At 56.7% G+C, this 20,914-nt stretch carries 22 protein-coding genes; 11 read left to right on the top strand and 11 right to left on the bottom strand.

Features of this window, described 5'->3' with window-relative positions; translation table 11 throughout:
* The 6 genes from ACZ5Q2_RS15940 (at position 1) to sthA (ending at position 5,309) form a co-directional block, all read left to right on the top strand.
* The gene (locus tag ACZ5Q2_RS15940) at positions 1–666 is read left to right on the top strand and encodes an NADH:ubiquinone reductase (Na(+)-transporting) subunit D (protein WP_058090112.1); all 666 of its coding nucleotides are present in this window, start codon (positions 1–3) and stop codon (positions 664–666) included.
* On the top strand, positions 666–1,274 hold the full coding sequence (gene nqrE / locus ACZ5Q2_RS15935) for an NADH:ubiquinone reductase (Na(+)-transporting) subunit E (RefSeq protein ID WP_058090111.1): 609 nt from the start codon (positions 666–668) through the stop codon (positions 1,272–1,274). Before ACZ5Q2_RS15940 ends, nqrE begins: the two co-directional genes overlap by 1 nt.
* Positions 1,275–1,315: 41 nt before the next feature.
* On the top strand, positions 1,316–2,542 hold the full coding sequence (gene nqrF / locus ACZ5Q2_RS15930) for an NADH:ubiquinone reductase (Na(+)-transporting) subunit F (protein ID WP_061331858.1): 1,227 nt from the start codon (positions 1,316–1,318) through the stop codon (positions 2,540–2,542).
* A gap of 9 nt (positions 2,543–2,551) precedes the next feature.
* Positions 2,552–3,601 carry an FAD:protein FMN transferase gene (locus ACZ5Q2_RS15925; RefSeq protein WP_330165890.1) on the top strand — a complete coding sequence of 350 codons (1,050 nt, stop codon included), beginning with the start codon at positions 2,552–2,554 and terminating at the stop codon, positions 3,599–3,601.
* 11 nt (positions 3,602–3,612) lie between these two features.
* On the top strand, positions 3,613–3,855 hold the full coding sequence (nqrM, locus tag ACZ5Q2_RS15920; protein WP_061331860.1) for a (Na+)-NQR maturation NqrM: 243 nt from the start codon (positions 3,613–3,615) through the stop codon (positions 3,853–3,855).
* A 62-nt stretch (positions 3,856–3,917) separates the two neighbouring features.
* Positions 3,918–5,309 (top strand): Si-specific NAD(P)(+) transhydrogenase, encoded by a 1,392-nt coding sequence (gene sthA, locus ACZ5Q2_RS15915; protein WP_061331861.1) that lies wholly within the window; start codon positions 3,918–3,920, stop codon positions 5,307–5,309.
* A 28-nt stretch (positions 5,310–5,337) separates the two neighbouring features.
* Here sthA and ACZ5Q2_RS15910 read toward each other — a convergent pair whose 3' ends face one another.
* The 5 genes from ACZ5Q2_RS15910 to dusA form a co-directional block, all read right to left on the bottom strand.
* Positions 5,338–6,111: a glycerophosphodiester phosphodiesterase gene (locus ACZ5Q2_RS15910; RefSeq protein ID WP_061331862.1), complete on the bottom strand. Its 774-nt coding sequence runs from the start codon at positions 6,109–6,111 to the stop codon at positions 5,338–5,340.
* Positions 6,108–7,235 carry a 3-deoxy-7-phosphoheptulonate synthase gene (locus tag ACZ5Q2_RS15905; protein WP_138436560.1) on the bottom strand — a complete coding sequence of 376 codons (1,128 nt, stop codon included), beginning with the start codon at positions 7,233–7,235 and terminating at the stop codon, positions 6,108–6,110. The genes ACZ5Q2_RS15910 and ACZ5Q2_RS15905 overlap by 4 nt, the downstream gene beginning before the upstream one ends.
* A 15-nt stretch (positions 7,236–7,250) precedes the next feature.
* Complete coding sequence (locus ACZ5Q2_RS15900) at positions 7,251–7,700, bottom strand: tellurite resistance TerB family protein (RefSeq protein WP_061331864.1); 450 nt, start codon at positions 7,698–7,700, stop codon at positions 7,251–7,253.
* A gap of 33 nt (positions 7,701–7,733) precedes the next feature.
* Complete coding sequence (gene tal, locus ACZ5Q2_RS15895; RefSeq protein ID WP_152437796.1) at positions 7,734–8,702, bottom strand: transaldolase; 969 nt, start codon at positions 8,700–8,702, stop codon at positions 7,734–7,736.
* A gap of 119 nt (positions 8,703–8,821) precedes the next feature.
* Complete coding sequence (dusA, locus tag ACZ5Q2_RS15890) at positions 8,822–9,850, bottom strand: tRNA dihydrouridine(20/20a) synthase DusA (RefSeq protein WP_432209895.1); 1,029 nt, start codon at positions 9,848–9,850, stop codon at positions 8,822–8,824.
* 228 nt (positions 9,851–10,078) lie between these two features.
* On the opposite strand from dusA, the gene ACZ5Q2_RS15885 reads away from it, so the two are divergent.
* Positions 10,079–10,933 carry a putative RNA methyltransferase gene (locus tag ACZ5Q2_RS15885; protein ID WP_061331867.1) on the top strand — a complete coding sequence of 285 codons (855 nt, stop codon included), beginning with the start codon at positions 10,079–10,081 and terminating at the stop codon, positions 10,931–10,933.
* Here ACZ5Q2_RS15885 and ACZ5Q2_RS15880 read toward each other — a convergent pair.
* On the bottom strand, positions 10,930–11,658 hold the full coding sequence (locus tag ACZ5Q2_RS15880; RefSeq protein WP_061331868.1) for a DUF3581 family protein: 729 nt from the start codon (positions 11,656–11,658) through the stop codon (positions 10,930–10,932). The two genes, ACZ5Q2_RS15885 and ACZ5Q2_RS15880, sit on opposite strands and share 4 nt — an antisense overlap.
* A 128-nt stretch (positions 11,659–11,786) precedes the next feature.
* On the bottom strand, positions 11,787–12,644 hold the full coding sequence (locus ACZ5Q2_RS15875) for a PA4780 family RIO1-like protein kinase (protein ID WP_152437870.1): 858 nt from the start codon (positions 12,642–12,644) through the stop codon (positions 11,787–11,789).
* Between the two features lie 97 nt (positions 12,645–12,741).
* Between ACZ5Q2_RS15875 and ACZ5Q2_RS15870 the strand changes: the two genes are divergently transcribed.
* From ACZ5Q2_RS15870 to ACZ5Q2_RS15860, 3 genes are read left to right on the top strand one after another with little or no spacing between them, the layout of a single operon-like run.
* Positions 12,742–14,250, top strand: coding sequence for an intermembrane phospholipid transport YdbH family protein (locus ACZ5Q2_RS15870; protein WP_432209896.1), 1,509 nt, complete (start codon positions 12,742–12,744; stop codon positions 14,248–14,250).
* Positions 14,251–14,282: 32 nt separating this feature from the next.
* Complete coding sequence (locus ACZ5Q2_RS15865; RefSeq protein ID WP_058092783.1) at positions 14,283–14,462, top strand: YnbE family lipoprotein; 180 nt, start codon at positions 14,283–14,285, stop codon at positions 14,460–14,462.
* A gap of 40 nt (positions 14,463–14,502) precedes the next feature.
* On the top strand, positions 14,503–14,847 hold the full coding sequence (locus ACZ5Q2_RS15860) for a YdbL family probable chaperone protein (RefSeq protein WP_342632253.1): 345 nt from the start codon (positions 14,503–14,505) through the stop codon (positions 14,845–14,847).
* Between the two features lie 3 nt (positions 14,848–14,850).
* Here the strand turns inward: ACZ5Q2_RS15860 and ACZ5Q2_RS15855 are convergent, their stop codons facing one another.
* The 4 genes from ACZ5Q2_RS15855 to ACZ5Q2_RS15840 all read right to left on the bottom strand — a co-directional run bounded on the left by ACZ5Q2_RS15855 (position 14,851) and on the right by ACZ5Q2_RS15840 (position 17,483).
* Positions 14,851–15,294, bottom strand: a complete 444-nt coding sequence (locus tag ACZ5Q2_RS15855) for a gamma-glutamylcyclotransferase family protein (protein WP_061331871.1) — start codon at positions 15,292–15,294, stop codon at positions 14,851–14,853.
* A 6-nt stretch (positions 15,295–15,300) separates the two neighbouring features.
* The gene (locus ACZ5Q2_RS15850) at positions 15,301–15,756 is read right to left on the bottom strand and encodes an acyl-CoA thioesterase (protein ID WP_061331872.1); all 456 of its coding nucleotides are present in this window, start codon (positions 15,754–15,756) and stop codon (positions 15,301–15,303) included.
* A gap of 69 nt (positions 15,757–15,825) precedes the next feature.
* A complete protein-coding gene (locus tag ACZ5Q2_RS15845; protein WP_432209897.1) occupies positions 15,826–16,860 on the bottom strand; it encodes an NAD(P)H-dependent flavin oxidoreductase in 1,035 nt (344 codons plus the stop codon).
* Positions 16,854–17,483 (bottom strand): HPP family protein, encoded by a 630-nt coding sequence (locus ACZ5Q2_RS15840; RefSeq protein WP_106695452.1) that lies wholly within the window; start codon positions 17,481–17,483, stop codon positions 16,854–16,856. Before ACZ5Q2_RS15840 ends, ACZ5Q2_RS15845 begins: the two co-directional genes overlap by 7 nt.
* Positions 17,484–17,777: 294 nt before the next feature.
* Between ACZ5Q2_RS15840 and ACZ5Q2_RS15835 the strand changes: the two genes are divergently transcribed.
* On the top strand, positions 17,778–20,909 hold the full coding sequence (locus tag ACZ5Q2_RS15835) for a DEAD/DEAH box helicase (protein ID WP_432209898.1): 3,132 nt from the start codon (positions 17,778–17,780) through the stop codon (positions 20,907–20,909).
* Positions 20,910–20,914 lie beyond the last annotated feature (5 nt).

Genomic DNA, 20,914 nt, shown 5'->3' with positions numbered 1-20,914 from the left:
ATGTCTGACGTATCAGCCAAGAAGGTTCTTTTTGAACCGATTTTCAGTAACAACCCCATCGCCCTGCAGATTCTTGGGATCTGTTCGGCGCTGGCGGTTACCACCAGCCTGAGCGTTACGCTGGTTATGTGTGCTTCGGTTATTGCGGTAACCGGGTTTTCAAACCTGGCGGTATCTCTGATTCGTACCCAGATTCCCAACAGCATCCGGATCATCGTACAGATGACCATCATTGCGTCGCTGGTAATCGTGGTCGACCAGGTGCTGAAAGCCTATGCCTATGAAATCAGCAAGCAGCTGTCGGTATTCGTTGGTCTGATCATCACCAACTGTATCGTTATGGGCCGGGCCGAGGGCTTTGCCATGCAGAACCCGCCGATGCTGAGCTTCCTGGATGGTATCGGTAACGGTCTGGGCTACTCCATTGCGATCCTGTTCGTGGCGTTTTTCCGTGAGCTGTTCGGTTCTGGTGAACTGCTTGGTTTCACCATCCTGGCCTCGGTTAACGATGGTGGCTGGTATGTGCCGAACGGCATGATGCTGCTGCCGCCGAGCGCGTTCTTTATCATCGGTCTGGGCATCTGGGCACTGCGTACCTGGAAGCCGGATCAGGTTGAAGAGCCTGATTTCAAGATGTCAGCCCATAAAACCCGGGAGGCCTTCTAATGGATCATTATCTGAGTCTTCTGGTTACGGCTATTTTCGTTGAAAACCTGGCGTTGGCGTTCTTCCTGGGGATGTGTACCTTCCTGGCGATCTCCAAAAAGGTAGAAGCGGCGATTGGCCTGGGTATTGCGGTGGTTGTGGTACTGACTCTGTCTGTGCCGGTGAACAACCTGATCTTCAATACCGTTCTGCGTGAAGGTGCCCTGTCCTGGGCGGGACTCCCAGATGTTGATCTGAGCTTCCTGGGACTGCTGACCTACATCGGTGTTATTGCGGCACTGGTGCAGATTCTTGAGATGGTTCTCGACAAGTACATCCCGTCGCTGTACGCAGCGCTGGGCGTGTTCCTGCCTCTGATCACCGTTAACTGCGCGATCCTTGGTGCGTCACTGTTCATGGTTGAACGTGACTACAACTTTGGTGAGAGTGTGGTGTACGGCTTTGGCGCTGGCGTGGGCTGGGCCCTGGCCATTGGTGCCCTGGCAGGTATCCGCGAGAAGCTCAAGTACAGTGATGTGCCCGATGGCCTGCGTGGTCTTGGTATTACCTTCATCACTGTCGGCCTGATGTCACTCGGCTTTATGTCGTTCTCCGGCATCTCGCTGTAATGCGCCCCCGGATCATCGGATAACTACGAGAAGGCGAGACCATGAATACAGAAATTATTCTTGGCGTGGTCATGTTTACCGTCATCGTGCTTGCACTGGTGGCGGTGATCCTGGCAGCGCGCTCAAAACTGGTCAGCACCGGCGACGTCACCATTGAAATCAATGACGACCCGGAACACACCATGAAAACGGAAGCAGGTGGAAAACTGCTGAACACCCTGGCGGGCAACGGCATCTTCCTGTCGTCTGCCTGTGGTGGCGGTGGCACCTGCGCCCAGTGTAAATGTAAGGTTCTGGAAGGTGGCGGCGCCATGCTGCCCACCGAAAAGACCCACTTCACCAACCGTGAAGAAAAAGAAGGCTGGCGCCTGTCGTGCCAGGTTCCTGTAAAACAGGACATGAAGATCGAAGTACCGGAAGAGTTCTTCGGCGTGAAGAAGTGGGAGTGCGAGGTGGTGTCTAACCACAACGTGGCCACCTTCATCAAAGAACTGGTACTGAAGCTACCGGAAGGCGAGGAAGTGGACTTCCGCGCTGGTGGCTATGTGCAGCTGGAGTGCCCTCCCTACGAAATCGATTTCAAGGACTTCGATATCGAGGAAGAGTTCCACGAAGACTGGGACAAGCACGATATCTGGCGCTATAAGGCGATCAACAAGGAAGACACCATCCGTGCCTACTCCATGGCGAACTACCCGGAAGAGAAGGGACTTCTGAAGTTCAACATCCGTATTGCGACACCGCCTCCGGGCACCAATCACCCGCCAGGCATCATGTCCAGCTACGTGTTCAACCTGAAGCCGGGTGACAAGGTCACTGTAATGGGGCCATTCGGTGAATTCTTTGCCAAGAAGACCGACGCGGAAATGGTGTTCATTGGTGGTGGTGCGGGTATGGCGCCCATGCGCTCCCACATCTTTGACCAGCTCAAGCGCCTGAATTCCAAGCGCAAGATCAGTTTCTGGTATGGTGCCCGCAGTGTGCGCGAAATGTTCTATGTGGAAGACTTTGATGGTCTGGCCGCAGAGAACGAGAACTTTGAGTGGCATTGCGCCCTGTCAGATCCGCTTCCGACTGACGACTGGGATGGCCCTACCGGCTTTATCCATAACGTGTTGTACGAAAACTATCTGAAGGACCACCCGGCTCCGGAAGACTGTGAGTTCTACATGTGTGGGCCCCCAATCATGAACGCGTCCGTCATCAAGATGCTGAAAGATCTTGGTGTTGAGGACGAAAACATCATGCTGGATGATTTCGGAGGTTAACAGGCTCAGATGACATCCCGCATGTTTGGACCCGTCAGGGTGGTTGTGGTCGGCGTCTTTATGACGCTGATCATGGCTGCCCTGGCGGGTTGCTCGTTTCAGGAAAAGGAAAAAGTCTGGGAGATTTCCGGAGGTATCTTCGGAACGACCTATCACATAAACGTCGTATTGCCAGAAGACAGGGAACGCCTGCAGACTCTGGCTCAGGGTATTCAGAAAGAGCTGGAAGCGGTGGATGCGTCCATGTCAACCTGGAAGCAGGATTCCGAGTTGTCATTGTTGAATCGCAAACAGGACCAGTCGGAGTGGACGGAGCTTTCTCCGGCCTTGTTTGAAGTGATACAGCGTTCCCAGGAAATTGCCGAGCTGACCGACGGGGCGTTTGATATCACCATCGGTCCCGTGGTCAATCTCTGGGGCTTTGGGCCGGATGCCCGGCCTGATACCGTGCCGTCTGACGCGGCCCTTGAGAAAGCGCTTGCAGATACTGGCTACCGCTATATCGAGTTGAACGCAGAGGCCATGGCGTTGCGTAGCGAAAAGCCCCAGTACATTGATTTGTCCGGGATTGCCAAAGGCTATGGTGTCGATGTGGTGGCCCGTTACCTGGACCGTGAAGGTGTGCAGGCGTACCTTGTAGAGATCGGTGGTGAGGTGAGGGTCAATGGGCGGAAACCTGACGGCGGTGCCTGGCGCCTGGCCATTGAAGAGCCATCGGAACAGGCAAGGCAGGTCAGCAAGATAGTGGCCATGGATCAGCATGCGATGGCAACCTCCGGTGACTATCGTAACTATTACGAATCGGATGGACAGCGTTACTCGCATACAATAGATCCATCGACTGGTAAGCCGATCACCAACAGGATAGCGTCTGTGACGGTGATTACCGAAGACAGTATGACTGCCGACGCTCTAGCCACCGCATTCACCGTGATGGGTTATGAGCGGGCACGGGCGCTGGCAACGCGGGAAAATATTCCTGCTTATTTCATCGTGCGAGGCGAGGGCGGCTTTGAGGTGCATGAAACACCGGCTTTCTCTTCCTTCGTGGTTCAGTAAAGGAGGGCAGTATGGGTACCTTTCTTCTCGTTTTGTTCATTGTGGGCATTCTGATTGCCGGCATGTCGATCGGCGTGATCTTTGGCCGTAAGCCGATCAGCGGCACCTGCGGTGGGATTGGTGCCCTGGGCATCAGCCAGTCCTGTGATATTTGTGGCGGTAACACGCAGAAGTGTGAGGAAAGCCGCAGCGAGACCGGGGCCTCTGAGAAAGGTGAAGATCTGGCCTACGACGCCTCGCGCACAGAAAAGTAAGCGACACTCATCAATAAATAGAACTACGCATTTTATGGCGTAGATAAGGAGTCACTGCGCACATGGCAGAGCATCACTACGACGTCGTCGTTATTGGCGCCGGCCCTTCCGGTGAAGGGGCGGCAATGAACGCGGCCAAGCACAACAAGCGAGTCGCCATCATTGAAGACAAACCGACGGTGGGCGGTAACTGCACGCACTGGGGCACCATTCCATCCAAGGCGCTGCGTCACTCGGTGAAGCAGATCATCACCTTCAACACCAATCAGATGTTCCGGGATATCGGCGAGCCGCGCTGGTTTTCCTTCCCGAGGGTGTTGCAGAATGCGCAGAAGGTCATCGGCAAGCAGGTAAAGCTGCGCACCCAGTTCTATTCCCGTAACCGGGTAGACCTGATTAACGGTCGTGCATCGTTTGTAGACACCCATCGGTTGGAAATTCGTGGTAACAAGTCGGTTGAGACTATCCACTTCAAACAGGCCATTATTGCTACTGGCTCCCGTCCGTATCTGCCGCCCGATGTGGATTTCCGCCATCACCGGATTTACAACTCTGACTCCATCCTGAACCTGTCCCACACCCCGCGCACCCTGATTATCTATGGCGCCGGCGTTATCGGTTCCGAGTACGCCTCCATTTTTGCCGGGCTGGGTGTAAAGGTTGACCTGATCAACCCGGGCAGTCGCCTGTTGTCATTCCTGGACGACGAAATCTCCGATGCGCTCAGCTACCACCTTCGCAACAACGGTGTGCTGGTTCGCCATAACGAGCAGTACGAATCGGTGAAGGGCGACGACCACGGTGTGGTGCTTTCCCTGCAGTCTGGTAAGAAAATTCGCGCCGATGCCTTCCTCTGGTGCAACGGGCGAAGTGGCAACACGGAAAACCTTGGGTTGGAGAATGTGGGCCTGGTGCCCAATGGCCGCGGCCAGTTGGCAGTGGATGACCACTACCGTACCGAGGTGGACCACATCTACGCGGCGGGCGATGTGATTGGCTGGCCGAGCCTGGCCAGTGCAGCCTATGACCAGGGCCGTGCGGCTTCGTCAGATATCACCCAGGACGAGTATTTCCGATACGTGGATGATGTGCCTACGGGTATCTACACAATTCCTGAAATCAGCTCCGTCGGTAAAACCGAGCGGGAGCTGACAGAAGCCAAAGTGCCATACGATGTTGGTCAGGCTTTCTTCAAGGACCTGGCGCGGGCACAGATCACGGGTGAAGCGGTGGGCATGCTGAAGATCCTGTTCCACCGTGAGACTCGGGAGATTCTGGGTATTCACTGCTTCGGTGACCAGGCGGCTGAGATTGTACACATCGGCCAGGCGATCATGAACCAGAAAGGGGAGGCGAACTCCCTGAACTACTTCATCAATACCACCTTCAACTACCCGACCATGGCGGAAGCCTATCGGGTGGCGGCATTGAACGGCCTGAACCGGATCTTCTGATCCGGTCAGTTCCGTACCGGCGCCGGTATTATGCCGGCTCGGGCATTCCTTCCTTTGCTGGCAAGCTCAGAACGGCTCTGGCGCGGTTGTCGAAGAACATCCGTGTGCTTGTCGGGTAGTCGGTAATAATGCTGTCTACGCCCATCTCTTCCAGCTTCAGCATGTCGTGAATGCGGTTCACCGTCCAGGTGGACACATGCATATTACGCTTGTGTGCCTGGGCAACCATGTCGGCATTCAGAATCTTCCAGTTCACACAGAAATACTCACAGCCCAGGCGGGTAGCCAGGTTCAGCGGCTTCGGGAACTTTCGCTCAGCCACAAGGCCAATCCGGAGGTTCTTGTCACGGCGCCTCAGTTCCCTGAGGAACCAGGGATCGGATGAGGTAACGGCGGCGGTCTGGTAAAGGTTCCGGCGCTGGATAACTTCTGTCAGGCGGTTGCAAAGTATGTTCAGGCGGGCCCGGTTGTCCTTCTTCACTTCCAGCTGCAGGTGCTCCAGATCGTCGAACTGGTCGAGCAGGTTTTCGAGAGTCGGAATGCCCGCTTTGCGGGGCCAGGCGCTGGTGTTGCGCCGAGCGTCCATGTCGGCCAGCTCGGCGGCCGTGTAATGGCCGACATTGCCCTTCTGCCCGGTAGTGCGATCTACCGTCAGGTCGTGCACCAGCACCGGCACGCCGTCTTTTGACAGCACCAGGTCCAGCTCGAAGTGCCGGATACCATGCCGATAGGCATGGATAAAACCGGGCATGGTATTTTCTGGAGCCTCACCTTTGGCCCCGCGGTGACCATAAACGATCATTCTGCAGTACTATCCTTGAGAGTCTGGTAAATAGCCTGGCGTTTCTTCCAGGTGTCGTGGCACAGGCGAATATCTTCCAGGTACGCCGGCAACTCTTTCATCAGCAGGGCCTGGGGGCCGTCAACCAGAGCTTTCTCCGGCTTCGGGTGGAAGTCGACCAGCACCATGTTGGCGCCGGCGATCACGCCCTGGGCGGTGGCGTGCATCACGTCCAGAATACCATCCGGTGAGCGGTCCCGGCTGCCCACGGAGTGGGACGGGTCTACACACACCGGCATGCGAGTCAGGCGCTTTACCGCTGGTACGTGGGCGAAATCCACCATATTTCGGTGCGGCTGGCCGGCCTCGGTTTTCATGCCCCTCAGGCAGAAAATCACGTTGGCGTTGCCCTCACTGGCCAGGTACTCCGCGGCGTTCAGTGACTCGTTCAGGGTAATACCAAAACCGCGCTTGAGCAGTGCCGGGTAGGTTTTCTGCCGGCCTATGGCTTTGAGTAGCTCGAAGTTCTGGGTATTCCGGGTGCCAATCTGCAGCATCACACCGGTGGGCCGGCCCAGTTTCTCCAGGCAGGTGTCGATTTCTTCGATATGGCTTTCGTGAGTGATCTCCATGGCAATAACCTTGATGCCATGCTTGCCGGCTTTCTCGAAGACCCAGGGCAGGCAGCCCTTGCCGTGCCCCTGGAACGAGTATGGGTTGGTGCGGGGTTTGTAGGCGCCCATGCGGGTGCAGACCTCGCCATTGTCCTCAAGCGCCTGCATCATCTGCTCAACGTGCTCGGGCACGTCTACCGCACATAGCCCGGCAAAGATGTTCAGGTTGTTCTGGCTGAACTCGACGCCGTTGTAGGTGAAACCGCTCTGGCGGTGATCGTCTTTGTGGCGGCCCAGAATGCGGTAGTCATCAGAAATTCGGATGGCCCGCTCCACGGCGGGTAGCGCTTCAATCTCTTCCTTGTTCAGGGTTTTGGTGTCGCCCAGCAGATAAATCTCCGTCAGCCGCTGGCTGGCACCCTGAACCTCATGTACCCGCACACTGACGCCAGGCAGGTTTTCCAGGTAGTGCATGGTCTGGCGGTAGGCTTCGCTGTCCAGTTCTGTGTTGGGGTGAAGAATGGCTAACATGAAATCTCCTTGGGGTTAACCGGCGGCGTCTTCCGCCCTGTGCCTGGCCTGCATGAATTCCCGATGATTAAGATGCAGCAAGTCCGCAATCCGGCGAATAAGGTGTTCTTCGTATTTGTCGATACGGCCGTCTGCCAGGGCTACCCGCCAGATACTCTCCAGCAGGGCCTGTTTCTGGGGCTGGTCAAAGTGGTCGTTGATCTGTCCGGTGAACTCATACAACGACGTGGAATCCTCTGCGTGTGCCAGGGCGTCGGCAAGAATCTCTTCCGCTTCTTCCCGGGTAACCTGATGGGCCTGAACGGCGCAATCGACAATAATCTTCAGCTCGCGCTCGTCCTCGTGATTGTCGACACGGGCAAGCTGCACCATCAGGGCTGTGGCAGCCACAGCCAGTTGGTGGGCGTCGGTTTGCACAGGCTCGGATTCCGGCACTGCAAACAGTTTTTTCAGGCGATCAATCATACAGCGCCCCTTGGCTAAAGGTTGGGGTGTTGATCAGGCAGCCTCGGTCGCTAACTGCCGCACCCGGCTTTCCAGTTCAATCTGGTCTGCGGCAAACCGGCGAATGCCATCAGCCAGTTTCTCGGTGGCCATGGCATCCTCGTTGGACTCCCAGCGGAACCGCTTCTCGTCCACGTGGTGTGGTTTGTCGGCGCTGCTTGCGCTGCCCGCGTTCAGTCGTTGGGGCAATTCGCCATGATCGTCTTTCAGCTCCTGCAACAGGGCAGGGCTGATGGTCAGGCGATCGCAGCCGGCGAGCATTTCAATCTCGCCAGTATTACGGAAGCTCGCCCCCATCACCACGGTATTGAAGCCATTGGCCTTGTAGTAATTATAGATGCGTGTGACCGATTGCACGCCCGGGTCTTCCGCCGCCGGGTAGCTGTCGCGGCCCGTGCTGGCCAGGTGCCAGTCCAGGATTCGCCCTACAAACGGCGATATCAGATAGGCACCGGCTTCGGCGCAGGCGGCAGCCTGTACAAAGGAGAACAGCAGGGTAAGGTTACAGTGGATGCCTTCTTTTTCCAGCTGCTCAGCGGCGCGGATGCCTTCCCAGGTAGAGGCAATCTTGATCAGCACCCGGCTGGTGTCTACGCCCTGGCGGTCATAGTAGTCGATCAACCGGCGTGCGCGTTCCAGGGTGGCGGCGGTGTCAAACGACAGGCGGGCGTCTACTTCTGTGGAGACGACGCCGGGAATGAGGTTCAGGATTTCTTTACCGGCCAGCACCGCCAGCATGTCAGTGGCGATGGTCAGTTGTTCGGCGCCAGAGCCCCCACGCTGGCTGGCGAAGGCGACGGCCTTGTCCAGCATCGGGCGGTAGGCTTCCGATGCTGCGGCTTTCAGCAGCAGTGAGGGGTTGGTGGTGGCATCTTGTGGCCGCCATTGGGCAATGGCATCAAGGTCGCCGGTGTCGGCCACCACGGTGGTCATGGTCTTCAGTTGGTCCAGCTTGCTGTTCATTCGTCCTGTCGTCCCGGTTGTGCGGTGTTATGGCGGTATCCAGCTCCAGAATACCTTTGTAACCCCTACAATAACGGCAGCTTACGACAGGAACAAGACAACAAAAGGTATGGGGATGATCAACTTTCCGTAATGAGTTCCGGTTCCCTGACTTTGGCCAGAGCCTGCTCCACCACTTCCAGGCCGGAACCCGGCTTGTTGGCGTTCTCGCTCAGATGCCGGCGGAACTGTCGCCCTCCTGGCTGGCCCAGGAACAGGCCCATGATATGGCGGGTAATGTGGGTCAGGTACACCCCCCGGTCCAGTTCCTGCTGGATGAACGGAAACATGGCGCGCAGGGCATCATGACGGCTGGTGACAGGTGCCGGCTCACCAAAGAATTCGGTATCCACGTCGGCCAGTAGCCAGGGATTGTGGTAGGCCTCGCGGCCCAGCATCACGCCGTCGGTGTGGGCCAGGTGCTCATGGCAATCCTCAAAAGTTTTGATGCCGCCGTTGATGATGATTTCAAGGTGAGGGTAGGCCTGTTTCAGGCGGTACACCCAATCGTACTTTAGCGGTGGGATATCGCGATTTTCCTTCGGGCTCAGGCCCTCCAGAATGGCAATGCGGGCGTGCACGATGAACGTCTTGCAGCCGGCTGCAGCAACGGTTTCGATAAACTCGCACAGCTCATCCCAGGATTCGCGGCCGTTGATGCCAATACGGTGCTTGACCGTAACCGGCAAATCCGTGGCCGCAATCATCGCTGCCACACCTTCCGCCACCTTATCCGGATGGCCCATCAGGCAGGCGCCGATCATGTTGTTCTGCACCCGATCACTGGGGCAGCCGACGTTCAGGTTCACTTCATCAAAGCCAAACTGCTGCGCCAGCTTTGCGCAATGAGCCAACTCACCGGAATGGCTGCCACCAAGCTGCAGCGCCAGCGGGTATTCGGATGGATCATGGCGCAGAAACCGCTCGGTATCCCCATGAATCAACGCCCCGGTGGTCACCATCTCGGTATACAGCAACGCCCGGCGGCTCAGAACTCGCGCCAGGTAGCGAAAATGAGGTGTTGTCCAGTCCATCATCGGGGCCACACAGAAGCGGCGGGAAGGGCCGGAGTCGGCGGCAAATGGAATCGGCGATGGAACAAAAGACATAGAGCTACCTGTAAACGGCAATGGCGCAGATCATACGAAAATCCAAGCGTCCTAGTTTATCAGGAATACCCCTAATAAGCAGGCTGCGAGGGGGCTCCCAGTGCCATCCCCGAATGTAACAAAATGTACCGGGGTCTGACCCCAGTACATTTACCCGGGCGAAATGTCTTGGGGTCTGACCCCGGCATGTATAATCCGCGGTGGATGAACCGGACAACAGGATATTGAATGACCATCACAGCCTTTGACGCCTTAGCCTGCCCCCTGGACGGCGCTGCCTTGCAGCGGGAGTCGGGTTCGTGGCGGTGTGCCAGTGGCCATAATTTTGATGTGGCGCGGCAGGGTTATGTGCATCTGTTGCCGGTGCAGAAGAAACGTTCGCTGGACCCGGGTGACAGTAAGGTGATGGTGGCGGCACGCCAGCGGTTTCTTGAGGCAGGGTATTACCAGCCGATTGCCGAGGCGGTGTCGCGGGCAACGCTGGACGATGCGCCGGCCAGCACCACACTGAGTTGCCTGGATGCCGGTTGTGGTGAAGGCTATTACCTGCGGCAACTGGCCTGGGCGGCGGGCGACGAGCGCTCCCTGGCGCTATTGGGCCTGGATATCTCGAAATGGGCGGTACTGGCGGCGGCCCGTGAAGACAAACGGCCGAGCTGGGTGGTGGGCAGTAATGCGAATCTGCCGGTGCTACCTGGCTCACTGGACCGTATTCTCTGCCTGTTTGGCTTTCCCGTGTACCCGGAATTCGGCCGTGTTCTCAAACCGGGCGGCAAGTTGATTCAGGTGGACGCAGGGCAGGATCACCTGCGGGAGCTGCGGGAAATTATCTATCCTGAAATCCGGAGCGAATCGAAGAAAGTGACGCCAGCCCCGGAAGGATTTCGCCGAGTGGCTTCGGAAGATGTTCGGTTTTCACTGCATCTGGCGGGGGCGGAGCCCATCGCAGACCTTCTGGCGATGACGCCCCATTTCTACCGGGCAAACGCGGAAGGCCGGGAGCGGGCGGCTGCCCTGAACTCCCTGTCACTCACGGTAGATGTTTGCCTGCACACCTTTGAGCGGGTTGCTGAGGGCGATTAATCCGCGTTTTCCATGCCCAGCCGGGTACCACGGGCCTTGAGCCGGTAAAACTCCTCAATAATACCAGCCATGGCCTCCGGGCAGTATTCCCGGAGCCCGCCCAGCATCAGGCGTTTGGACACTTCACCAACCGAGCAGCCATCAGACATCAAGTGGTAAGAGAGGGTTACGTTGCCGCGCTTGCCCGCCACTTCCAGGTCCGCCTTGTTCAGTTCCAGGTCTGGCTGAAGATTGTCCTGTTTATTGATCGCCACGCTCATGCTTTCATACATCACCATCGGGCGGTCGGGGTTGAACATGACCCCGTGGGATTCCATCAGCGGTTTGAGCGTGTGGGGGAAATTCTTGCCAGAGGCCGCCACGTAGGCGCGGGTGAAGTCATCAATCACTTGCTCGTCTCGGATTACCGCACCGCTGCGGCTCACTTCCAGGTAGACCTTGCCGGCTTCGTCGCAGACTTCGATGGTGTCGTCACCGGTTTCCCGGAACTCCAGGGGAATTTCTGCCCCCAGCAGATTGCGGAAACGGAATGTCATGTTCTCTGATAACCCAAAGCGCCCGACCACAATGGCAAACAGCAGGTCACCGGGCACGCAGAAACGGCGGGCGTCCGGATCGTGGATAGGGTTGAAGTCTCCGGCAATCTCTTTGGCAAAATGGCTGGCCTGGGGCGCAGTAATAACAATGCGTCCGTCCTGGACGGTATAAAAACGTTCTGAAAGCATGGTGTACCTTTTACGGATCGCAGAGATGAGGGAGCGAGATGTTTGTCGGTCCGCAGATTGATCCTGCCATTCTAAACGATTAAACGCCGCAGGGCCCTCCGGCTTTCGTACAATGCCCGGTGGCAACGTCAGTCTTCGTCTTCGGCATCCCGCAGGCGTTCCTGGCGTTCCCATTCTTCTTCCTTGGCGGCTTCAATTACATCGAGCAGCTCATCCACGTTCGCGCTTTCGGTGTCGTGCTCAAAGCAGCCAGTCAGCTGGCTGTCGGGGTGCAGGTCGCCGGCTTCATAAAGCGCCCAGATCTCCTTGCCATAATCGGTATTCAGCAGTTCCGGGGCAAAGCGGCCGAAATAGCGGCGCATGTTGTCTACATCCCTCTCGAGCATGCGCTCCGCGCTGTTATTGCCAGCTGCATTAACCGCCTGGGGCAGGTCGATAATGACCGGACCGGTGGCATCAACCAGAACATTGAATTCGGACAGGTCGCCGTGAATCAGGCCGGCACTGAGCATGCGCACGACGTCGGCAATCACCTTGCTGTGGTAACTGCGGGCCTGTTCGGGGGTGAGGGTAACGTCGTCCAGCCGGGGCGCGGCCTTGCCTTCACCGTCGGCAATCATTTCCATCAGCAGCACGCCGTCAACAAAACCGAAAGGTTCTGGCACGCGAACGCCGGCGTCCGCCAGGCGGTAGAGGGCGTCTACTTCGGCGTTCAGCCAAGCGTCTTCCTGCTCTTTCTGGCCATAGCGGGTTTTCTTGCTCATGGCCCGTGCGCGACGGCTGTTCCGTACCTTACGGCCTTCCTGGTACTGAACGGCCTGTTTGAAACTGCGTTTCTGGGCCTCTTTGTATACCTTGGCGCAACGCACCTGGTCGCCGCAGCGCACCACAAACACCTGGGCTTCCTTGCCGCTCATCAACTGGTACAACACCTCATCCACCATGCCTTCATCAACGAGGGGTTGTAATCGTTTTGGTATCTTCATATAAGTTTCTGTGCCCGGTTCAACTTGCTGGCTCTGTATGGTCATGGCCAGCGTTTATCGGCACATACTACCTGATTGTGAGCAAAGGAGTGTTGTATTGATCCCGCGCGGACGATGTCCATGGCGATCGCTGATCATCCTGTTGGCCTGCTTGCTGTGGGTGCCGTCAGCTTCCGCGCTGGACTGGTCGTTCTTGCTGCAGCAGGGGCGAATGGGCATTGCCCTGCCGGATATCGAGACTGCGGATTGGCGCGTGACCGGCATCCGGGCTGAGGTGGTTAACTCGGTTGAGGCAGACAACCAGGCGGTTATCGTCCGTTTTAAACCCGGTTCAAGGCTGACGGCCGCCACCCTTGCACAGAACGCCGGAGATTCTTCGGTTTTCTTAAATAACGTGCAGCTGGATCTGACCGATGTAACCGTCACCATCAACCTCGGTGGCGCCGAAGCCCTTGTGGACCGCACTGCGGTGGCTGGCCTGGTCACCATTGAGATTGAAGACTTGCAACACCCCAGCCTGAAACCCCAGGGTTGGCGGTTCGACGGGCGGGTGAGTGGCGCTGTGTCTGATCTCAGCCTTGAGGGCCAGCTGCGATCAGATTCCGGCCTGTTGGCGGAGGTGGTGTTGAGAAGCCGGACTGGGGAGTTCATGGCTGGCCGAGTAGCTATGGCCATGGCCGCTGAACAAGCCGGCACGACACTCGCTGACACACTCGCCCAGTGGCCCTCACTGCTTACGTTAAACCATGGTCGGCTTGAGGCGGCCGCCAGCTTTCGGCTGGAACCTGACGCCCCCCTCGCACTGGATGCCCGGCTGAATCTGGCGGGCGTGAGCGGGGTCTTCGATCGAACGGCGTTTTCCGATATGAGTGGCCGCTTGTTGTTCAGCCTCGAAGACGAATCACTGGCTGCCCGCCTGCGCGACATCACCATAGGCCAGATCAACTCCGGCATTGGCCTAGGGCCGGTGCGGTTGCTGGCGGATTATCGGGCGCCGGCCGCCGAGCCGCTCACTGGCCAGTTAGAGATTCAGCAGGCCACAGCCGAATTTCTCAATGGCCGCCTGAGAGTTGCACCGCAAACCCTCGACCTGGCCAATCATCCCGTTAACGTCCCGTTAGACGTCTACGAGTTATCGCTTGAACGGCTGTTGGAAGTCTACCCGGCCGAAGGGTTTGAAGGCTCCGGCAGGCTTAATGGCCGTATACCGTTGATGATCTCCGGCACATCGGTAGAGGTTGAACAAGGCACCATGGCAGCTATCGTTCCGGGCGGCCGCCTTCGACTGCCGGGCGAGCGATTGCAGGCCATGCTGGGCAGTAGCCAGGCCGTGGACCTGGTGGTGCAAGCTTTGCAAAACTTTCACTATTCGGTGCTGGATAGCACGATAGACTACGATAAGAATGGAAAGCTGATGTTAGGCCTGCGGCTGGAAGGGCAAAGCCCGGGCGTTCGCGGCGGCCAGCCGGTGGTGCTGAACATCAATCTTGAAGAAGACATTCCTGCGCTGTTAACCAGCTTACAGCTGAGCGGCAGGGTGAACGAAGCCGTTACCGAACGCGTTCGGGAGCGGCTGCAACAGTCCGGGCAGGAGGCAAAACCATGATCAATGTGTGGCGGTCACGCAGGCCGCTGGCCATGAGAGTTCTGATGATATCGGTCCTGCCATTGGCGTTCATCGCCTGCACGCCAACGGTACAGATGGCGGCACCAAAAGAGCCGATTACCGTGAACCTGAACGTTAAAATCCAGCACGAAATCTACGTAAAAGTGGACAGGGAAGTGGATGAACTGTTCAGCGATAAAGGCCTGTTCTGAACAACAGCGGCCTGACCAAGGGCAGATCAAGGGGTTGAAGATGAAACGACTGATGCAACTGGGCGCCTTCCTTCTGGCCATCGGCCTGGCACTGCCGGCGCTCGCCATGGGCCTGGAAGAGGCCAAGCAGAAACTGGAAACCGTCAAACAGCAGGGCCTGGTGGGTGAAACCCCGACGGGCTACCTGGAAGTGGTGCGTGCAGAGGGCGATGCGCCTGCGGTGGTACAAGCTATTAACCATGCCCGCCGGGATGAGTATGCCCGTATTGCCGAGCGGCACGACATTCCGGTCACCCAGGTGGAAACGGTGGCTGGCAAGAAAGCTATTGAGAAAACTCCGGCAGGGCAGTTCGTTCAGGTCAATGGCCAGTGGGTGAAGAAATAGCGCTTACTCCAGCTCAAGGATCAGTGGCTCCATCAGCCTGTACACCCAGGCTGATCGGCCATCCTGCAGTGTTAACTCCACTCTTTCGTAGCGCACGCCTAGCCGCTCGTACCTGTCCAATGCCCGCAATTCACTAGCGCTCACTTCAATCACCTCTCCGGCTACGCTGGCATCAGCGTCCGGCTTTATATCCAGTTTTTCCTTGCGAAAACCCGGGAGTATTGCCAGTTCGCTGCTGCCGGCACGCCCCGTCACCAGCCAACGCACCCAGGGCCGGGTGAGGGTGCCGTACACAAACACCGAATAGGTTTCGTCCTCGTCGATGGCAGGCAGCTCCGCCGTTGGGTTATAGCCAAAGCTGCTGACAAAGGTCAGCCAGAGATAGGCAATGCCCACCATCAGCAGTGTCAGAATCAGCGCCAGGGAGCGTTTGATCGATTTTCTCATAAATTACTACACAGTCTCTCCGGCATGGCTGATCAGCACCCCGGGCGCACCGGTTTCCAGCTTGTCTCTCAGGCTGCCTGGAATGACGGCCTTGGCCATCTTTGAAGGCTGGATAAGCACGTAGGTGATGTCTGCATCGGCGATAAACTGCCCGTCACCGTGCCGGAAGAATTCCAGGTGCAGGGTGAACGACGTATTCCCCAGCCGCCCGGCCTTGATGCGGGCTTCCAGCACATCGTCAAACTTCGCTGGTGCTTTCCAGTTAACGGTCATGCTGACTACCTGGATGTCCAGGTCCTGATCAAGCAGGTGCTGGTAATCACCAAACAGCGTGCGGATATACTCATTCACAGCAATATCCACGAAATCTGCATAGCGGGCATTGAACACCACGCCCTGAGCATCGCACTCGCCGTAGCGCACCCGGAAGCGAAAACGGAAAGGATTATTCTCGTCAGTCATTGGCCTTTAGTCCGATCGGGATATTTATAAGCCCCGCATAGCGAGCGCTGATTGGCCCATCAGAATGGCTTAATTGCTGCCTTGTGCCAAGTTTCGTAACAGCTCCGCCGCCGGAACCTCCAGGCACCCCGATGCATTCTGCCCACACCACAACGGCGAGAAATCCCCGGAGCCCTGTGCCTCGGCGGCCGCCCGCAATGGTGCTATGGCGTTGGTGGCCAATGGGAAAGCGGGAGCCAGGGCTGATATCGGCCCCAGCTCTCGCATCACTCGGTTCATAATGCCTCTTGCCGGGCCCCCGGAGAACAAATTAGTGATGGCCGTGTGCCGGGCCGCATCGCTCTTTAGCGCCTCGCGATGAACCGCCCGGGTTGTGGCTTCCGGGCAAAGCATAAACGCCGTGCCCACCTGGGCCGCCGCAGCGCCAAGTGCCAGTGCCGCCTTTACGCCCCGGGCATCGGCAATGCCACCGGCTGCAATAACCGGCACACTCACCGCAGCAACCACCTGGGGTAAAAGGGCAAACGTTCCCATCTGCGTGCTCATGTCCTTTGTCAGGAAAATACCCCGGTGGCCACCGGCCTCAAGCCCCTGGGCAATAATGCCGTCGGCTCCGTTGCCCTCCAGCCAAAGGGCTTCTTCTACCGTGGTAGCCGATGACAGCACCGTGGCTCCAGCGGCTTTGACCCGTTGCAGCAACTCGGGCGCCGGCAGGCCAAAATGGAAGCTCACAACGGCTGGCTGGAATTCCTCCACAATGGCAGCCATCTCGGCGTTGAAGGGTTGCCGCCCGGGGCCATTGTTAATAACGCCTTCGTCCAACCCGTATTCCCGATAGTAGGGCGCTAGCGCCGCCCGCCACGACTTTTCCGCTGAGGTATCAGGTTCTGGTGGAGTGTGGGCAAAGAAATTCAGGTTGAATGGCCGGTTTGTGCTCCCTTTCAAGGCTTCAAGCTCTGCCCTGAGTGCAGCCGCGGTCAACATCGCGCAAGGCAGCGACCCCAGCCCGCCGGCATTGGAAACCGCTGCCGCCAGCCGGCTGTCTTGAACGCCTGCCATGGGCGCCTGAATGATGGGTAAATCTGTTCCCAGAAAGTTCAGCATGACGTTTTCCTATCCTGCATGACGGGACCTGCTGTTGCTGTGGACCACAGCGGGTAGGGGATGCCGGCCAAGCGATTCATGACAAAAGCATGCGCCAGCAGCAAGCCGACACCGGCCATCAGTATAGGTAATTGGACCGGGTCTGGCATCAGCCCCAGGGAAACGATCAGCGCCGTAGCGCCCGCTGGTGGGTGCGCTACCCTGAACACCACCATCAGGCAGCTGGCCAGCCCCAGAGACAGGGCCGCTGCGCCCACCCGAGGCAAGTCGACACCCGTCATAAAAGCAGACGGCTGATCCTGCAAACCGAACAGGTACAGGCTGAACAGCCCAGTGAGAGCGCCAATGAGGTGTCCGCACAGGGTGTTTCTTGGTGAAGCGGGTTGGGCCATGGGCACATAGAACAGAATAAAGGCGGTGGCGCCGAGCGAGGGAAAGATAAACGCTTCCTGGGTGACAAGCGCAACAAAAGAGACCAGCGCAATACTGAAACCACCATTGATCAGATTGAACACAGCCATAACCGTGGTTCGACTGTACCGCGTGGCCAGTCGTTCCAGATGAAGTGCATTCAGCAATCCTTTGGCCAGCTGCCAGCGCAGCTGCTCGTTCCTGCGTCCCATGATCTTGGCTTGCCCTGATTTGGTGCATTAATTGAAAGGGGCGCGATGGTAAACACTGATGAATATCAAGGCAAACAGGGATTTTCGATATGGGTTAAGGGTAATCTGGATAATGTGCGGGCTTGAACCTCAGAGTGAAAGGCCAAGGTTGCCTGCTCTGCAAAACTTGTGGAATTTCTTGGAAATATGAGCCTTGAAGGCTAAGGTTCGATGATGAGTTCGTTAGCAAGCAATCATGACAGTCAGCGATCTCAGCGTTTAGCCGATGGTCGTCGTCAACACGGAATGTAATGGATGCAACAAACTGGAATTTACGAGCAGCTAATCACCAAGCTCGTCGAGAGTCGACTGGACAGAGACAAGTTCTACGTCGGTGAACGCCAGCTCAATAACGCCGAAGCCTCAGTGTGGCTGTCACGATTCCTTTCCAGCATCCTTGAATTTGCCATTGAAGCCGTGCCGTCGGGCGATGATCGGCTGCAAGAGCAAATCAAACTCTCCAACCAGCTGCTGATGTGGCTCAAGAGCCAGATTTCTGACGAAGGCTTTCTTGCGGAAAACCTTCTCGATAGCCAAGGCAAGCTTCTCACCGCGCTTTACGAGCTGGAAAACCCTGTTGCTGCCAACCTCAAACAATACGTAGAAGACATTTTTCCGCTAACAGGCCTGACGCAGAGCGAGCTGTTCTCTGGCAGCAATGCCGGCTTGTCACTGGAATCCGAGCTCAAACGTGAGATTCTGTCCGCAGACAAGATTTATTGGCTGGTGTCGTTCATCAAGTGGGCCGGCATCCGCATTTTCCGGAAAGAGCTGGAAGCTTTCACCACCAGTGGTCGTGAGCTGAAAATCATCACCACCTCCTACATGGGGGCAACGGATGCCAAAGCCGTTGAGTATCTGGCCAGCCTGCCCAATACCGAAGTGAAACTGAGCTACAACACCGAGCGCGAAAGGCTTCACGCCAAGAGCTATTTGTTCCTTCGGAACACTGGCTTTCACACGGGTTACATTGGTTCATCTAACCTGTCCCGATCGGCATTAACCAACGGCCTCGAGTGGAATTTGAAGATCACCTCGCAAGAAATTCCTCACATCATCAACAAGTCTTTGAGCACTTTTGAGACGTACTGGGCATCAGACGAATTTGAGGGTTTTGATGGGCAGGCGGAGAGCACTGAAAAGCTAAACCGAGCTCTTAAGCAGCAAAAAGGGTTGGATGTTCCCGGTGTCTCCCACTATTTCGAAATCACCCCGTTCGCCCACCAGAAGGACATTCTGGAGCAGTTATCTGTCGAGAGGGACGTGCATCAGCGTTTCCGAAACCTCGTGGTGGCCGCCACAGGCACCGGCAAGACGCTGATTTCGGCGTTTGATTTTCAGCGGTTCCTGAAAGCAAAACCGAATGCCCACTTTCTGTTTGTGGCGCACCGGGAAGAAATCCTACGGCAAGCCCGCGAAGCCTACCGAGGCGTGCTGCGAAACAATGCCTTTGGCGAACTCTGGGTGGGCGGCCAGTTGCCAGAGCACTACCGCCAGTTGTTCGTGTCGATCCAGACATTAAACAACCAGCTGGATCAGCTAAAGCTCACTGAAGACTATTACGATTACATCGTGATCGACGAAGTGCATCACATTGCCGCATCCAGTTACCGGGCGGTACTGGAGCAGTTTTCTCCTGAGATACTGCTGGGGCTAACTGCCACACCAGAGCGGCATGACAATGAGGATATCCTCAGCGACTTCGGCGGTGTGATTGCCGCCGAACTCCGCTTGCCGGAAGCTATTAACCGTCGGCACCTTTGCCCCTTTCAATACTTTGGAATAGATGATGACACCGACCTGCGCACCATTCCTTGGAGTCGTGGGCGTTACGATATTGCTCAGCTGACGAACTTGTATACGCACAACCAGAATCGCGTAAAAAAGATTCTGCGAAGCTTGCGGGAAATCATCACTGATATCGAAAGTATGAAGGCTTTGGCTTTCTGTGTGGGTCATGACCACGCAAACTTCATGGCGCAACAGTTCCTACTGCACGGTATCAAAGCGGATGTGCTCACCAGTGACAACAGCCACGAGCGCCAGCAAAAGCAGCAAGCCATTCGATCCGGGCAAATCAACGTTCTGTGTGTGGTCGACATATTCAACGAAGGCGTCGATATTCCGGAAGTCGATACCTTGCTGTTCTTGCGTCCAACCGAGAGCCTGACCATCTTCCTGCAACAACTCGGCCGTGGACTGCGTTTGGCAGACGATAAAGACTGCTGCACGGTTCTGGATTTCGTGGGCAACTCCCGGCCTGAGTACGACTTTGCCAACAAATTCCGGGCACTGGTGGGTAAGTCAGAACGCTCGATTACGGAGGAACTCAAGCAGGGCTTCCCGCATGCACCGCTGGGTTGCCGGATTGAGCTCACCAAGAAAACCCAGGAAATGGTGCTGAGCAACATACGGCAAGCCACGCTGACCATGAAGCGGCTGGTGTCTTTGGTTCGTCAGTTTCCTCAGCATTCCACGCAGCCTCTCACGCTGAAAAACTTTATAACCCATCATCCTCATATCGACCTGAACGAACTATACAAACGGGGCAGTTGGGCGGAGTTGGTAAGCAAAGCGAAAGAAGAAGACGTAGCCGATGATTCGCCGTTCAAGCTCGCGAAGAAGGCCATCTATAACCGGATTCTGATCTGTGACGATCACCAGTATCTGCTGTTCCTCCAGAAGCTATGCCAAGCCGGCTTTAGCTGGGATAACGCCAACGATCGCCAAGCCCTTATGTGCCATTACGATTTCTGGCAGAAAACAGGGCCGGAGCTGGAATTTGATTCGCTTGCCCAAAGCCTGGCAGAACTCAGCAAGCTGGGGCTGGAACAGGAGCTGGTGGACGTGCTCGACTGGAAACTGACGAAAACAAAGCACGAACAGCTGGCCATGCCGGGGTTGCAGGAAGTGCCGTTGCGATTGCACGCCCGCTATTCCCGAGAGCAGATTCTGGTTGGCTTTGGTGCCATGACCTTCGAGCACCAGCCACCATCGAGGGAAGGTGTGTATGTCATCCCGAATCAGAACATCGAGCTGCTGTTTGTCACCTTGGACAAAAACGAAAAGCAGTTCTCACCAACCACCATGTACCACGACTACGCGATCAGCGAGCAGCTGTTTCACTGGCAGTCGCAAAACAGTTCCCGGCCTGACCGGGGCAAAGGGAAAGGCTATATTCAACACCAAGCCCTCAACAAGCGGTTGTTCCTGTTTGTAAGAGAGCAGGCGAAAGACGAATATGGTCGCACGATGGGATTTGTGAATTATGGTGAGGTGGATTACGTGTCTCACACTGGTTCCCAGCCCATGAGTATTACCTGGAAACTCCGAACCCCGATGCCAAACTTTATGTGGCAGCAGGCGGCCAAGCTGGCGGTGGCATGAGTTAC

Source organism: Marinobacter alkaliphilus, from assembly GCF_055394375.1.
The sequence above is the reverse complement of the archived record's forward strand: the minus strand, read 5'-3'. Positions and strand labels throughout refer to the sequence as shown.